At 38.3% G+C, this 14,080-nt stretch carries 12 protein-coding genes and 5 tRNA genes; 6 read left to right on the top strand and 11 right to left on the bottom strand.

Annotated features, from left to right (window positions below):
• Positions 1-77: 77 nt before the first annotated feature.
• The 4 genes from pyrE to gltX all read right to left on the bottom strand — a co-directional run bounded on the left by pyrE (position 78) and on the right by gltX (position 3,202).
• Positions 78-719 (bottom strand): orotate phosphoribosyltransferase, encoded by a 642-nt coding sequence (pyrE, locus tag DQN49_RS04675; RefSeq protein ID WP_006996205.1) that lies wholly within the window; start codon positions 717-719, stop codon positions 78-80.
• A gap of 23 nt (positions 720-742) precedes the next feature.
• Positions 743-1,459, bottom strand: coding sequence for a ribonuclease PH (gene rph, locus DQN49_RS04670; RefSeq protein WP_006996204.1), 717 nt, complete (start codon positions 1,457-1,459; stop codon positions 743-745).
• Between the two features lie 144 nt (positions 1,460-1,603).
• Positions 1,604-1,679 (bottom strand) — tRNA-Ala (locus tag DQN49_RS04665).
• Between the two features lie 80 nt (positions 1,680-1,759).
• On the bottom strand, positions 1,760-3,202 hold the full coding sequence (gene gltX, locus DQN49_RS04660; protein WP_006996203.1) for a glutamate--tRNA ligase: 1,443 nt from the start codon (positions 3,200-3,202) through the stop codon (positions 1,760-1,762).
• A 170-nt stretch (positions 3,203-3,372) separates the two neighbouring features.
• Here gltX and DQN49_RS04655 point away from each other — a divergent pair.
• The 5 genes from DQN49_RS04655 (at position 3,373) to lpt6 (ending at position 5,606) form a co-directional block, all read left to right on the top strand.
• Positions 3,373-3,448, top strand: a tRNA-Val gene (locus tag DQN49_RS04655).
• Positions 3,449-3,491: 43 nt separating this feature from the next.
• Positions 3,492-3,567, top strand: a tRNA-Val gene (locus DQN49_RS04650).
• Positions 3,568-3,625: 58 nt separating this feature from the next.
• Positions 3,626-3,701, top strand: a tRNA-Val gene (locus DQN49_RS04645).
• A gap of 52 nt (positions 3,702-3,753) precedes the next feature.
• Positions 3,754-3,829, top strand: a tRNA-Val gene (locus tag DQN49_RS04640).
• A gap of 121 nt (positions 3,830-3,950) precedes the next feature.
• Positions 3,951-5,606, top strand: coding sequence for a phosphoethanolamine transferase Lpt6 (gene lpt6 / locus DQN49_RS04635; protein ID WP_006996202.1), 1,656 nt, complete (start codon positions 3,951-3,953; stop codon positions 5,604-5,606).
• 19 nt (positions 5,607-5,625) lie between these two features.
• Here lpt6 and DQN49_RS04630 read toward each other — a convergent pair whose 3' ends face one another.
• Genes DQN49_RS04630 through DQN49_RS04620 form a run of 3 tightly spaced genes read right to left on the bottom strand, consistent with a single transcriptional unit; the run spans position 5,626 to position 7,579 of the window.
• Positions 5,626-6,435: a virulence factor BrkB family protein gene (locus DQN49_RS04630; protein WP_005631996.1), complete on the bottom strand. Its 810-nt coding sequence runs from the start codon at positions 6,433-6,435 to the stop codon at positions 5,626-5,628.
• Entirely contained in the window at positions 6,432-6,914 is a 483-nt protein-coding gene (locus DQN49_RS04625; RefSeq protein ID WP_006996201.1) for a YchJ family protein, read from the bottom strand. Before DQN49_RS04625 ends, DQN49_RS04630 begins: the two co-directional genes overlap by 4 nt.
• A 2-nt stretch (positions 6,915-6,916) precedes the next feature.
• On the bottom strand, positions 6,917-7,579 hold the full coding sequence (locus DQN49_RS04620; protein ID WP_006996200.1) for an MOSC domain-containing protein: 663 nt from the start codon (positions 7,577-7,579) through the stop codon (positions 6,917-6,919).
• A 235-nt stretch (positions 7,580-7,814) separates the two neighbouring features.
• On the opposite strand from DQN49_RS04620, the gene udp reads away from it, so the two are divergent.
• Positions 7,815-8,573, top strand: coding sequence for a uridine phosphorylase (udp, locus tag DQN49_RS04615; RefSeq protein ID WP_013525523.1), 759 nt, complete (start codon positions 7,815-7,817; stop codon positions 8,571-8,573).
• Positions 8,574-8,798: 225 nt separating this feature from the next.
• Here the strand turns inward: udp and DQN49_RS04610 are convergent, their stop codons facing one another.
• From DQN49_RS04610 to DQN49_RS04595, 4 genes are read right to left on the bottom strand one after another with little or no spacing between them, the layout of a single operon-like run.
• Positions 8,799-10,115, bottom strand: coding sequence for an MFS transporter (locus tag DQN49_RS04610; RefSeq protein WP_006996199.1), 1,317 nt, complete (start codon positions 10,113-10,115; stop codon positions 8,799-8,801).
• Between the two features lie 55 nt (positions 10,116-10,170).
• Complete coding sequence (gene menH / locus DQN49_RS04605) at positions 10,171-10,914, bottom strand: 2-succinyl-6-hydroxy-2,4-cyclohexadiene-1-carboxylate synthase (RefSeq protein WP_006996198.1); 744 nt, start codon at positions 10,912-10,914, stop codon at positions 10,171-10,173.
• A 60-nt stretch (positions 10,915-10,974) separates the two neighbouring features.
• Entirely contained in the window at positions 10,975-12,681 is a 1,707-nt protein-coding gene (gene menD / locus DQN49_RS04600; protein ID WP_032826344.1) for a 2-succinyl-5-enolpyruvyl-6-hydroxy-3-cyclohexene-1-carboxylic-acid synthase, read from the bottom strand.
• A 14-nt stretch (positions 12,682-12,695) separates the two neighbouring features.
• Positions 12,696-13,967 carry an isochorismate synthase gene (locus tag DQN49_RS04595; RefSeq protein ID WP_006996196.1) on the bottom strand — a complete coding sequence of 424 codons (1,272 nt, stop codon included), beginning with the start codon at positions 13,965-13,967 and terminating at the stop codon, positions 12,696-12,698.
• Positions 13,968-14,080 lie beyond the last annotated feature (113 nt).

The raw sequence follows: 14,080 nt of genomic DNA, 5'->3' as shown, positions 1-14,080 counted from the left end.
CTTTCCTCTGTTAAGTCAAAGTGCGGTTATTTTTATAATGTTATTTATAATGATGATAAAAATTTATTTCTCAAGTTTTATACGCCAAATTCGGCACGATAAGCACGCATTTCTGGCAAATGGCTACTGTATCGAGGATCTTGTTCGATAAATTGCATCAAATCATCTAAATCAATGATTGATAGCACTTGGCATTGATAATCACGTTCTACTTCTTGAATTGCTGAAAGCTCGCCTTTTCCTCGTTCCTTACGGTTTAGAGCGATCAATACCGCCGCAAGCTCTGCTTTATTTGCACTGATTAATTCCATAGATTCACGAATTGCAGTGCCAGCCGTAATCACGTCATCCACAAGCAAAATTTTTCCTTGCAATGGGCTACCAATTAAATTGCCGCCCTCTCCGTGATCTTTCACTTCTTTACGATTAAAACACACGGGTTTATCAATACCATAACGATTAAATAACGCCACCGAAACTGAAGTGCCAATTGGAATACCTTTGTAAGCAGGGCCAAAAACCACATCAAAATCTACCGCACTTGCCTGAATTGCCGCAGCATAAGACTCGCCTAAACGCGCTAAATCTGCCCCCGTATTGAACAAACCCGCATTGAAGAAATACGGACTTTTACGCCCCGATTTCAAAGCAAACTCGCCGAATTTCAATACATTTCGGCTTAAAGCAAATTCGATAAAATCGCGTTTATATTGTTCCATTTTTTAACTCCTATAAACTGTGTTTATAAGCCTAGCGCTTCGCGTTGAGCGATAAAAATTTGATTACAGCCTTGTTTCGCTAAATCTAATAATGTTAATAATTCTTCATGGCTAAATGGCTCGCCTTCTGCAGTGCCTTGCACCTCAATCATGCGACCATCTTCCATCATCACAACATTCATATCAGTTTCCGCTGCAGAATCTTCCACATATTCCAAATCACAAACAGCTTGACCATCAACAATCCCTACAGAAATCGCCGAAACTAGCCCTTTAATGGGGTTAGTTTTTAACGTGCCATTCTCAATTAAACCGTTGATCGCATCACATAATGCGACTGCAGCACCAGTAATGGATGCAGTTCGTGTGCCGCCATCCGCTTGAATAACATCACAATCTAAAGTAATCGCACGTTCACCCAGTGCTTTAAGATCCACCATGGCACGCAAAGAGCGGGCAATTAAGCGTTGAATTTCCATTGTGCGTCCGCTTTGTTTACCTTTAGCCGCCTCACGTTGCATACGACTATGTGTTGAACGTGGCAACATTCCATATTCGGCCGTTACCCAGCCTTGCCCTTGTCCTTTTAAGAAACGTGGCACAGCATCTTCCACTGTTGCAGTACAAAGCACTTTGGTGTCCCCAAATTCAACAAGCACAGAACCTTCAGCATGCTTGGTGTAGTTACGGGTAATTTTAATTTGGCGGGGTTGATTATTTTCTCGATTATTTGGACGCATAATTATTCCTTGATATGGTTTCGAACGATGTAATAAAAAAGCGCACTATTCTAGCACGCTTTAGTTTTTATTTTTGTTAAAATTCGCTAAGATATTGATTATTGATAATAAAAAAGCAAGGTGCTTTACCTTGCTTTATTAATTTGGTGGAGATAATCGGGATCGAACCGACGACCTCTTGAATGCCATTCAAGCACTCTCCCAACTGAGCTATATCCCCATAAAAGACAGCGACATGATAAAATTTGACTATGTGGCTGTCAATACGATTTTATTATGCGTTTGTTATCCGATTAAATATTAAGCGTTTTGTGCATGAATAAAATCAATAGCGCGCTGAATACGCGCAAGTACGCGATCTCTGCCGATACCGACTAGGGTAACATCCATTGATGGAGATTGACCAGAACCTGTCACAGCGACACGTAATGGCATGCCAACTTTACCCATGCCCACTTCTAGTTCAGCAGCTGTTTGCTCAATGGCTTCGTGAATAGAATGTAAATTCCAGCTAGAAAGTGCGGTTAATTTTTCTTTCACTTTTGCAAGCGTTTCAGCAGCATTGCCTTTGAAATGTTTTTTTGCTGCGGCTTCATCAAAGGTTTCAAACTCTTCAAAGAAGTAGCGGCTTGAACTTGCCATTTCTTTTAAGGTTTTGCAACGTTCCGCAAGCATGGTGACTATTTCAGTTAATGCAGGACCATTGCTTGTATCAATGCCTTGATCTTTGTAATGCCATTCAAGGTGTTTAGCCACATATTCTGGCGGTAATTCACGGATATAATGTTGATTCAACCATTGTAATTTTTCGGTATTAAATGCGCTAGCTGATTTGCTAACGTGATCTAATTCGAAATAGTTGATCATTTCTTCGCGACTGAAAATTTCTTGGTCGCCATGTCCCCAGCCTAAACGAACAAGATAGTTGATTAAAGCTTCTGGTAAGTAACCATCATCACGATATTGCATTACGCTCACTGCGCCATGTCGTTTAGAGAGTTTTTGACCATCATCGCCATTAATCATAGAAACGTGTGCATAGGTTGGAATTGGAGCACCAATCGCTTTTAAAATGTTAATTTGACGAGGCGTGTTGTTGATATGATCTTCGCCACGTACAACATGTGTGATACCCATGTCCCAGTCATCTACAACTACACAGAAGTTATAAGTTGGAGAACCGTCTGTGCGACGAATAATAAGATCATCAAGCTCACTGTTGCTGATTTCAATACGGCCACGTACGGCATCATCAAATACTACCGAGCCTTCAGTTGGATTTTTAAAACGTACAACGTGGGGTTCATCAGGTGAATGGTTGTGATCGTGTAAGCAGTGACGGTCATAACGTGGTTTTTCTTTATTTTGTTCTTGAGTATGACGAAGTTCTTCTAAGCGATCTTTAGTACAATAGCAACGATATGCTAAGCCTTGTTCAATCATTTCATCGATCACTTGGTTGTAACGATCAAAGCGTTTAGTTTGGTAATAAGGACCATGCTCCCACGGAAGGTTTAACCATTCCATTCCTTCAATAATGGTAGCCGTTGCTTCTGGTGTTGAACGCTCTAAATCAGTGTCTTCAATTCGTAATACAAATTCGCCGTTATTATGTTTTGCGTATAACCAAGAATAAAGTGCGGTACGTGCGCCACCTACATGTAAATAACCTGTAGGGCTAGGAGCAAAACGAGTACGCACTTTTACATTTGGATCTAAATTAAAAGGAGCATCTAGTTTCATTTTTATAACCTATCTTCAATAAAATATTAGTCGTTATTCTACTACGACTTGTTTGACTTCTAAATAAAAAAGCGGATTTTATGCTTATTTTTACGACAATTAAACAAAATTTAATAAAAAGGTATTGACTGAAAATGCATTCTCCCTATAATGCCAACCCACAACATTAAGGGCGATTAGCTCAGTTGGGAGAGCACCTCCCTTACAAGGAGGGGGTCACTGGTTCGAGACTGGTATCGCCCACCACTTCTCTAAAAAGTGTTCTTAATGTTACTAAGTTTGACCAAGCGGGCGATTAGCTCAGTTGGGAGAGCACCTCCCTTACAAGGAGGGGGTCACTGGTTCGAGACCGGTATCGCCCACCACTTTTCTAAAGTGTCCTTTCCGCTCAAACTTTCCCTTTATATTTAAACGCTTTCTAGTGGGCGATTAGCTCAGTTGGGAGAGCACCTCCCTTACAAGGAGGGGGTCACTGGTTCGAGACCGGTATCGCCCACCACTTAAAAGTGTTTAAATAAACCGAAAATTTAAGGTTTTGCCTTAATATTATCGGGCGATTAGCTCAGTTGGGAGAGCACCTCCCTTACAAGGAGGGGGTCACTGGTTCGAGACCGGTATCGCCCACCACTTTATTTTCAAATTATCCAAATAATTTCCTTTTCCCGTTCAATCTATTACGTTTACGTGATAAAGTGTGCAGACATTGTCATGTGTCATTTTAGTCTGTTATGCATCATAGGGAAAATTTATGATCGCTTATATTTTCTTAGCTTTATTCACGATTGCGGCAGTGATTTTTATTGTAAACTCCCATTATCGTTGGACTTATTTCTTTGCTATTACGCTTTTTACTTTTTTATTTGGCGGCATGCTTATGGTTTCCAGCCAATGGCAACGTGCTTTAAATTTTTCATCAGTGCTTTTTGTAGTGCTGATGTTATTTCATCGTTTAAAAATTCATTATTACAAACAGCCTTTGTTAATTTCAGATTTCTTTCTTGTGGTAGATTGGCGAAATTGGGAAACCTTAATTCATTATAAAGGTGCGTTGTTTGGCGTTATTGGGCTACTGGCGTTATTAGGTTATGCGATTTTTGGTTTTAATGATGCCGAGTCTTTAGGGGTATTAGGTAGCAGCATTGGTGCTTTATTGTTTATCATTAGCTTTAGCTTGATGTGGCATTATTCTAAAAATCCAAGTGCGGTGCAAGTTTGGTTAGATTCTTTGCCCGATGATGGTCGTGATGTGTTTTTAAATTTACCAATGTCTTGCCGCGGTATTTTTTTCAAAGTGCCAAATTTTGATGGCAATAGCCAAAATTTTATTGAAAAAATGACCGCACTTTCACCTGATACAAACAACCTATCTGAAACAAAACCCGATATTGTTGTAACATTAATGGAATCCACGCTGAACCCTCATCAATTTGCTTTTAGTCAGCAATCTATTCCACCACTTTCCATGTTTGAGTCTCAAAGTGATACAGTATTTGCTTCGCCGTTGCGTGTACATACTTTTGCTGGCGCAACGTGGAAATCAGAATTTGCTTTTTTAGCCGGTGTGCCTTCGACAGATTTTGGTGCGTTAGCAAGTGGCGTTTTTTATTCTGTTGTACCGCACTTGCAATCAGGTTTAGTGAAAAATCTAAAAGCTCAAGGATATTTTTGTGTTGCTTTGTCGCCTTTTACAAAAGGTAATTACAATGCAAAATCCGCTTATGATCATTTCGGTTTTGATTTGATGTTACAGCCGCAAGATCTTGGTTATCCTGCGCCTATTAGTAAAAATCTTTGGGATATTAGTAGTGAAGAAATGATGAAGTACACCCGAATGATTTTGGAAAAGCAGTATCCTGCGTTAGAAAATGTAGATCAGCCAATGTTTGTTTATGTATTGACTATGCGTGAACATGGCCCATACGAATTGGGAATGGAAAATATATTTAATCTTCAAATGCCTAATTTAGGGGCTAAAAGTATTTCTGCATTGAATGACTATACTCAACGTATTGTTGCATTGAATGATGCGATTGAAGGAATAAATAACTATTTACATGAACGTAAAAAGCCTTTTGTGCTAGGTTATTTCGGTGATCACCAAGTGGCATTTGATAATGCGATCCCTCCGAAGAAAGGGGATTATGCTCAACCCGATTATGTGACCCAATTTGTTGTGAGAAGTAATTGTGCGAGTCAATTTAAGCAAGAGCAACGTTTTTTAGATCTCGCTTTTGCTGGAGGTGTTTTGATGAATGTAGCTGGATTATCAGCAGAAGATGAATTTATGAAAGCGAATATGGCAATGTGCAAATTGAGTGATGGCAAATTAGAAGATTCTTCTGATATTCAGCTACTCAATGATTATCGCCATTATTTATATCAAACATTGGCGATTGCCAGATAATTTTCTTATAGATCGAGCATTATTGCTCGATCTGCTCGCCAATTTCATCTAAGGTTGAAGCTAATTGTGCACCAACTAACACCACAAGCCAACTTATTTGAATCCACAATAACATAATTGGTAAAGTTGCCATTGCACCGTAAATTAATTGATAAGAGGGAAAAGTGACGATATACCAAGTAAATGCTTGTTTACCAAGAGTGAAAAAAATCGCGGCAAGAAATGCACCGTAAGCTGAATGCTTAATTTTCACTTTTTTATTCGGTACAACCGTATAAATAAGCGTAAAAATAAACCAAGTAAATAAAAAAGGCACAAAACTGAGCAATTTTAAGCCTAATGATAAATGTTCCGATTGCTCAAACATTATTTTAATATACGAACTAATCCCAATGCTCACGCCAATAATAAGTGGGCCAAGTGTCAAAATCATCCAATAAATCGCAAAAGAAGAAAGCGGAGAGCGAGATTGACTATTGTGCCAAATACTATTTAGTGTTCGGTCGATGTTATTAATTAGCATCAAGGCAACGGCAATTAAACTCACAATTCCCACCGCACTCATTTTCTTTGAGTTTGATACAAATTGATCGATATATTCGCCCACCATATCACTCGCTGATGGTGCAAAATTAGTAAAAATCATTTCTTTTAATTCTCCCGTCACTTCATTGAATACAGGAAAAGCAGAGAAAATAGAAAAAATAACCATAACTAAAGGAACTATTGCTAACATTGTGCTATAAGTCAATGCACCAGCTACTTGATTAAGTTTATTTTCTGAAAAACGTTTCCAAAATAATAATCCAAAATTTTTTAATGAAATCATAGAAATCCCCCACAACAATGTTTAAATTTTTTACCAGAACCACATACACAAGGTTGTTTCATTGTAGGCAAGGATACTGTCGGATCAACAAAATACCAACGGTTTTCAATTTTCACAAAAATTGACCGTTCTTGATGGGCTTGATCACATTCTTCGCCTTGAAAAATAGCTTTAAATTCCACCGCACTTTGAGTTTTTGTAAGGCTTTCCGTTTTTAGAATTTCTAATCCTAGCCACGTAGTGTTGTCCGCCCATTCTTGCAATAACCTAGGCTTTAATAAAGTTTGTTGGCTTGGCACAGTTGTTACAACAATATAAGGTATATTTTTTAACACATACGCTGTATAACGTGAACGCATAAGTTGTTCTGCCGTTTCGGGAAATGCTTGTCTCAAATGAAATTTGCCACAACAATCTGCGTAATGATGACCAGATTGACATGGACAGTCCTCTGAAAGTGCGGTTGAAATTTCTGACATATTTATCCCTGTTGTTTGAATTTCGATATTTGCGATCGAATTGAGCGTTTAAAGGCTTCAGCTAATACTTCAATCTCTAATGCTACATCTAATTCAGCTTCATTTTTTGGCGCAGATAACAAGCGATTTAAATGACGAATTGTTATTTGCGGATAAGGACGGGCGAGTAATTTTAGTTCATCCTTTTGCTTAATTGTTCCTGTTTCAATAATACGAACATACCATCCACTGAGCCCAGTTTGATAAATAATATCGCGCGTCTCTTCGTTTTCCGTATTTTTTGATAAACGCTCACAAGGTTTACGTGGTTGAGATACTTCTAAAATGGTTGAGCCGATTTGATAACGATCGCCAATACATACATTGTCTTCATTCAAGCCTGACACGACAAAATTTTCTCCGTATGTCGCAGTATCCATATAAGAAAAATCTTTATTTAATAAAGTATTTAATTCATTAAAAGAATCTGCCGACATAAAAAAGAGAGCTTTATCTACACCACCGTGATGTTTTTTTAAACCAACATCGTTTCCTTCCGCACCAAGAGAATGAATTTTTACCGATGGCACAACTTTTTTACGAATCGCGCTTTCATACAGGCTTCCATCGGAAAAGGTTAGGGTTTGAACTTGTCCCACTTTTATAACTAAAATTTTTGCATTCATTTTATTTTTCGCTTGTTCTAGAAAAAATTTACGTGGAATTATAACCGAAAACGTTTAACTTTTTGACCGCACTTCTTTTTTTACTTATTATTCGTTATCAGAAAAACAAAAAAGAAATAATAAAAATGTTTGAAAGAGAAAAAAATTTTCTAAAAATATTTTATTTCTTTTCTTGAAAATAAGATTTTTCCTAAGGGCGAAATCATCACGTTCAATGATAATAAGGAGATTTATTATGTCAGACGTATTTCACTTAAACCTCACTAAAGCGCAACTTAAAGGTGCAACACTCGCTATTGTTCCTGGCGATCCTGCGCGTAGTGAGCGTATTGCGAAACAACTTGATAATCCAGAGTTTCTTACAAGCACGCGTGAATTTACATCGTGGTTAGGTTATATCAATGGTCAGCCTATTGTTGTATGTTCTACGGGTATTGGTGGTCCATCAACATCAATTTGTGTGGAAGAACTTGCTCAACTTGGTGTTCGCACTTTCTTACGTATTGGCACAACGGGTGCAATTCAACCGCACATTAATGTAGGCGATGTTCTTATCACAACGGCTGCTGTTCGCTTAGATGGTGCAAGCCATCATTTTGTACCATTAGAATATCCAGCTGTGGCAAACTTTGAATGTACAACCGCACTTTATAATGCAGCGAAAGCAAAAGGTATTGAGCCTTATGTAGGTGTAACCGTATCATCTGATACATTCTATCCAGGTCAAGAACGTTACGATACTTATAGTGGTAAAGTATATCGTAATTACCAAGGTTTGCTTAAACAATGGCAAGATTTGAATGTCATGAATTACGAAATGGAATCTTCAACATTGTTTACTATGTGTAGCGCATTAGGTTTGCGTGCAGGAATGGTTGCAGGCGTGATTGTAAACCGCACTCAACAAGAAATTCCAAATGAAGCAACGATAAAACAAACAGAAGAAAAAGCTGTGTCTGTTGTGATCGCAGCTGCACAAGCGTTGTTAAGTTAAAGTAATATTTATTTGAAACAATAAAACTTTATTTTATTCTGCACCTTAATTAGATTTATTTTCTAACGAAGTAAGGTGCAGATTTTTTTATTAATAAACTGCGATCTTCTGATCAATTTAATCAAAGTAGTCTATTTACTTGTTGGCATTGAAACCTAAACTTGATATAAGTTCTAAATAAACTACTTTTAAAGGCTAAATAACCTAACATATTTACGACTAAAATTAGATTTCTGTTAAATCTACATTTTTAGTCTCTTTTGAGGCTAATAATGCCAAGAAAGTCATTAATGCATTGATTGCTAAATAAATTCCTACGCCCATTACACCGAATGACGCGTTAATTTTTAAAGAAATCATTGCTGCAATTGTTGCACCAATAATTGATGCTAAATTATAGGCGAGAGAGGCACCTGAATAACGGACTTCTGTTGGGAATAATTCTGGTAATAGCGCAGCCATTGGACCAAATGTCATTCCCATAATCGCCATACCAATCACTAAAAATGCAAATACGCTAACTGGAGTGCCATTTTCTAAGAATAACGGCATTGCTAAACCAAGCACGCCGATAGCAATAGTCACCCAAATCAACCATTTACGACGACCGATTTTATCGGCATAAAAACCGGAAATACTGATAAAAACACCAAATACAATGGCACTAATTAATAACAAGCCAGTAAATGTATTTGCTGGGATTCCTAAACCAAGCGCATAACCTGCTTCAGAAAGCTTTGGCGCGGTTCGAGAATATGCCTGCGCAAAAGCCGTCATAATGTAAAACAAAGAATAAGTTGCCACCATAATAAATGTACCAATGATCATTGGTTTTAAGTGTTTGGTAAACACAACACTCACTGGTGCATTCAATTTTTTGCCTTTTTGCTCTGCTTCCACAAATACGTGGCTTTCGTGCAAAGTTAAGCGAACATATAAACCAACTGCAACTAATAAAATGGAAGATACAAATGGAATACGCCACGCCCATTCAACAAGTGCATTATGACCAAGTAAATAGCTAACTAAGAAGAACGTTCCATTAGCGACAAATAAACCAATTGGTGCGCCTAATTGAGGGAAAGTACCGTACCAAGCTCGTTTTCCTTCTGGTGCATTTTCTGTTGCGACTAACGCTGCACCGCCCCATTCTCCACCAAGTCCAATTCCTTGACCTACGCGACATACACAAAGCAAAATCGGCGCCCAGATACCAATTTGAGCATAATTAGGAAGTAAACCAATTACTACCGTTGAACCACCCATTAAAACAAGAGAGGCAACCAAGGTTTTTTTACGACCAATTTTATCTCCAAAGTGACCGAATAATGCCGAACCAATAGGACGTGCAAAAAATGCTAAAGCAAGCGTAGAAAGAGAAAGTAAATCATTAGAAAGCGGATCATCGCTATGGAAGAATTGCGTATTGAAAACTAATACAGCGGCAGCCGCATAGATATAATAATCAAAAAATTCGATTGCCGTACCGACCATCGAGGCTAACGCCACTTTCATCGGATTATTACGAAGTTGTGTAGACATTGTGTTTCCTTAGTAGTTTATTATAAAGAGAAAGTATTGAATCCTAGCATTTTAACTAAGGTCTAGCAATTTTTAATATGCAATTTTCTATTTTTTTAGAGAAATATTTTGAGTTTTCTAAATGTGAGTTATGTCCAGCGCAGGGAATTGTCACTAAATCAATTTGATTTTCTTTGGCTAATACTTGGAACTTATGATCTCTTTCGCCACAAAAATAAAAAAATGGCAAAGAACTTAACCGCACTTTTTCACTAAAATCAGGTTGTTTGGATAGACTTGTCGCCAGCAGCATTTTGCCAATATTTTCCCCACAACTTGATTTTCGTTTTTCAACTAACTGCAGCCTTTCTTCTGCAGTCAAATGAGAAAACACAGGTTGTTGATACCAATCATTCAACACTTTTTCTGGCGATTCTTGCATAAAACGTTGCGCCCAAGCAAAATCCTGCAGAAAACGAGCCTGCTTTTCTTCGTCAGTTTTTAAACCTAGATTCGCTCCTTCTAAAATAACGCCTTGTAAATTAGATCGTTCCAGCTGAGCTTGCAGCGCATAATACAAAGCAATCCTTCCACCTAGAGAATACCCAACAAGAAAATAGGGTTCATTTTTCACCGCACTTTTAATTTGCTGAGCCAAATACACAGCTGTTTCTTCAAAATTTGTGACTTCAAGGTCTTTAGCTTGCCCGTGAAAAGGCAAATCTAGCGCAATACAATTAAAGTGCGGTAGATTTTCAATGACTTTTTGCCAGTCATTTTTTGTACCAAGAAGTCCGTGAAGAAAAATGATGTTTATCATTGAAGGGATTATTGATAGAAATAATAAAATATGGCGGACTAAAGCCCGCCTACAGAATACTTAAGCACCAATCACGGCGTGACTAATTTGCTCGATTAAGCGTTTATACAAACTACTACCATCACTCGGATTCGTTTTAATTTCAATTAACGTTGCCTTGCGACGACTATAAGCCTGTTTCACAACGGAATTGAGATCCGCCCAAGTATAAGGATGAGCGTATTTGAGATCAAACATTGCCGCGATTTGAGAAAAATCGCCATTATGCGGTAATCGATAGAACTGATCTTTGACTTGTTCATCCACAGGTAACATATCAAAAATCGCACCACCATTATTATTGATCACAAAGATTAGCGTTGGTTGCGTAACGTTTTTGAATAATGCGAAAGAATTTAGATCATATAAAGTGGACGTATCGCCAATCACCGCAACAACAGGTTTATTTGAACCAATACCTATTCCAGCAGCAGTAGCCAACAAACCATCAATTCCACTCGCACCACGATTGGTATAAACGGGATAACTTTCTGGTAATTGCGTTAGCGCATCAACCAGACGAACAAGTAAACTATTACCTAAAAATAAAACACCGTTATAAGGTAAAAGTGTTGGTAAACGTAATGCGAGCGAGGCTTCCGTTAAATTTCCGCCTACTTGCTGTTCAATAAAGGTCGCACAGAACTTAGATAAAGCTAACGGTTCAAGCAACCAAGTCTTTTGGCGTAAAGGTGGATGCGCACGCAACCAATGATGCGCTTTAGCATTGAATCTTGTCAATGAATGATGGTAAGGATCTAATGCTTTACCACTTTGTTCAACCAACCAAAATTCACCTTTAAACGCCTGTAAGAATTGATTAATTCGTTTACTAATAAAGCGTGCACCGAATTGAATCACAATATCAGCTTGTAGAAGTTTTTCACGAACAGTTTGGTTTGCTAGCCAAATATCTTCATAAGGCGTCGTTGGAACAACACCAGATTGAATATCCGTCAGTAACACCCAGCCCATAGCACTTGCCCAAGAATTAATGCCCATCGCTTGTTCTGCAGGTAATTGACCAACCACAACGACACCACGTTTGGTACGCCAATGATCCCAATTTTCATGCATTAATACTTCGTTTTGTTGGACTTCTACATTTATCCAAGACTTGTTTTGAATTAACCAGCGTTGTAACGGCTGTAGCCAACTATGGGAATTTACTTCCTCATCAGTTGCATCATAAAGTGGCTCGGCAAATGGGACATTAATATGAACAACGCCACCTTGTTGTTTTTGTTGGAAAGCTGCCTGTTCAAGTAGAGAAATTAACCACTGCGCAGAATAATCAGCATTCGGTTTAGGTAAATTAACATTTGCAACTGGATACTGACCAAACATATTTTGTTGCAAAATGGCCTGATTTGCACCGCACTCCCAAAGTTCTGGTGGACGATCAGCAGTTAAAACAAATAAATTCACACCAGTTTGGCGCGCTTCAATAATGGCGGGATAAAGGTTTGCAGTCGCCGTGCCTGATGTCACAATAATGGCAACAGGTAATTGAGTTGCTTTGGCAATACCAAGTGCAAAAAAACCTAAACCGCGTTCATCAAAATGCGTATGACAAGTGACTGAACCTGCATTTTGCAAACGTACGGCTTCTAGAGTTAAAGGTGTCGAACGCGAACCTGGCGCGATACAAATGTGAGAAACGCCTTGGCGCACCAAGGTTTCTAAAATCACTTTCGACCAACAACGATTAAACACGCTTACCGACATTTTTTTCTCCGTTATCATTTTTCTTCTGCAAACAAGGAAATTAACCCTGCTGCTTTACGTTCAATTTCTTTCCATTCTTCCAATGGCTGCGAGCCTGCCACAATGCCCGCGCCAGCAAATACTCGAATACGATGACCTTCAATAAAAGCAGAGCGAATCGCCACACAAAACTCTGAACATACATCGCTCATCACGCCCAATGTTCCCGCATACCAGCCTCGATCAAAGGTTTCGATTTCTGACAAAATCATTTTGGCTTGTTGCTGTGGCAAACCAGATACTGCAGCTGTAGGATGAATCGCTTTTAATATATTTACATCTGCATAATGTGCGGTCAAATTTGCACGAATTTTACGAATCAAATGTTGTACTTTACGTAACGGTTTCAATTCCACATTGCTTACATCAAAACTTTCTACTTGCTTACGTAAATTCTGCGAAATATCTTTTACGACTAACCAATTTTCTTTTAAATTTTTCTCATCATTTAATAACCAATTGGCTTGAGATTGCGTTTCTTCCTCACTTTCAGAAACCGATGCTGTCCCCGCCAAAGCTTCGGTTAGCAACAAATTATACTCACGAGCAAATAGGCGTTCTGGCGTAGAACCAACAAAAACCGAATGAGAATTTTCAGCCCATAAAAAATGATAACAACCTTGATTTTGTTTTTCGCTTTCTGCTAAAAAATCGTAGGCATTAATCGCTTGCTTTAAATGAAAAGTGGTTTCATTGGCTAACACAATTTTTGTCAGCTCTCCACTTTTAATTTCCACCAAAGCCTGATTGACCCAATCACACCAAGTTCTTTCATTAGCTCGAGGCTCTGTATGCAAAGGAATCTGTTTTGGCAAAGCTGAAAGTGCGGTGAGATTTCCAAAAGTTTTGAGGTGAGCTAAAGTATCATTCGCACTTTGCTCATTTTTCACAAAAAAGGATACCAACGCGCCTTTATTATCCTGTTCAACAAGCATTTTAGGTAATACAAATTGTGCAGTGCCTTGAAATTGCAAACCGCCTACCAGTGGAAAACCACTTTCTTCAATAAACTCTTGCGCTAAATTTAACTGTGAAAATGACTGCACTGCCCCAAGCGCAGCCAATGCTTTTTCTTCATCACGAAAATGTAAATAAAATTGAGGATACGCAGATTGACCTTTCAGCCACGCCAACAAATCGACCTTGTCCAGTTTTACCTGAAAACGGACAAGTTCATTCGTTGATTGCTGTAAATATGCGTGAATTTGCGATTTTAACTCGCCTATTGCCTGCGCTAAATAACTCATTAGATTTTGTTTTAAATACACAAAAAATTAGCCGTATTCTACCGCAGATTGTTAATGACAAAAAATTTTTTTACAAAATCTTTTCAATATTGAAAATTCAGCGTAAATTAACC

The sequence above is a fragment of the Haemophilus aegyptius genome (assembly GCF_900475885.1).
Taxonomy (GTDB): Bacteria; Pseudomonadota; Gammaproteobacteria; order Enterobacterales; family Pasteurellaceae; genus Haemophilus; species Haemophilus influenzae.
The sequence above is the reverse complement of the archived record's forward strand: the minus strand, read 5'-3'. Positions and strand labels throughout refer to the sequence as shown.

Coding starts and splice junctions, on each gene's coding strand:
- pyrE (WP_006996205.1), bottom strand. CDS start 719: ATGGAACAATATAAACGCGATTTTATCGAATTTGCTTTAAGCCGAAAT.
- rph (WP_006996204.1), bottom strand. CDS start 1,459: ATGCGTCCAAATAATCGAGAAAATAATCAACCCCGCCAAATTAAAATT.
- gltX (WP_006996203.1), bottom strand. CDS start 3,202: ATGAAACTAGATGCTCCTTTTAATTTAGATCCAAATGTAAAAGTGCGT.
- lpt6 (WP_006996202.1), top strand. CDS start 3,951: ATGATCGCTTATATTTTCTTAGCTTTATTCACGATTGCGGCAGTGATT.
- DQN49_RS04630 (WP_005631996.1), bottom strand. CDS start 6,435: ATGATTTCATTAAAAAATTTTGGATTATTATTTTGGAAACGTTTTTCA.
- DQN49_RS04625 (WP_006996201.1), bottom strand. CDS start 6,914: ATGTCAGAAATTTCAACCGCACTTTCAGAGGACTGTCCATGTCAATCT.
- DQN49_RS04620 (WP_006996200.1), bottom strand. CDS start 7,579: ATGAATGCAAAAATTTTAGTTATAAAAGTGGGACAAGTTCAAACCCTA.
- udp (WP_013525523.1), top strand. CDS start 7,815: ATGTCAGACGTATTTCACTTAAACCTCACTAAAGCGCAACTTAAAGGT.
- DQN49_RS04610 (WP_006996199.1), bottom strand. CDS start 10,115: ATGTCTACACAACTTCGTAATAATCCGATGAAAGTGGCGTTAGCCTCG.
- menH (WP_006996198.1), bottom strand. CDS start 10,914: ATGATAAACATCATTTTTCTTCACGGACTTCTTGGTACAAAAAATGAC.
- menD (WP_032826344.1), bottom strand. CDS start 12,681: ATGTCGGTAAGCGTGTTTAATCGTTGTTGGTCGAAAGTGATTTTAGAA.
- DQN49_RS04595 (WP_006996196.1), bottom strand. CDS start 13,967: ATGAGTTATTTAGCGCAGGCAATAGGCGAGTTAAAATCGCAAATTCAC.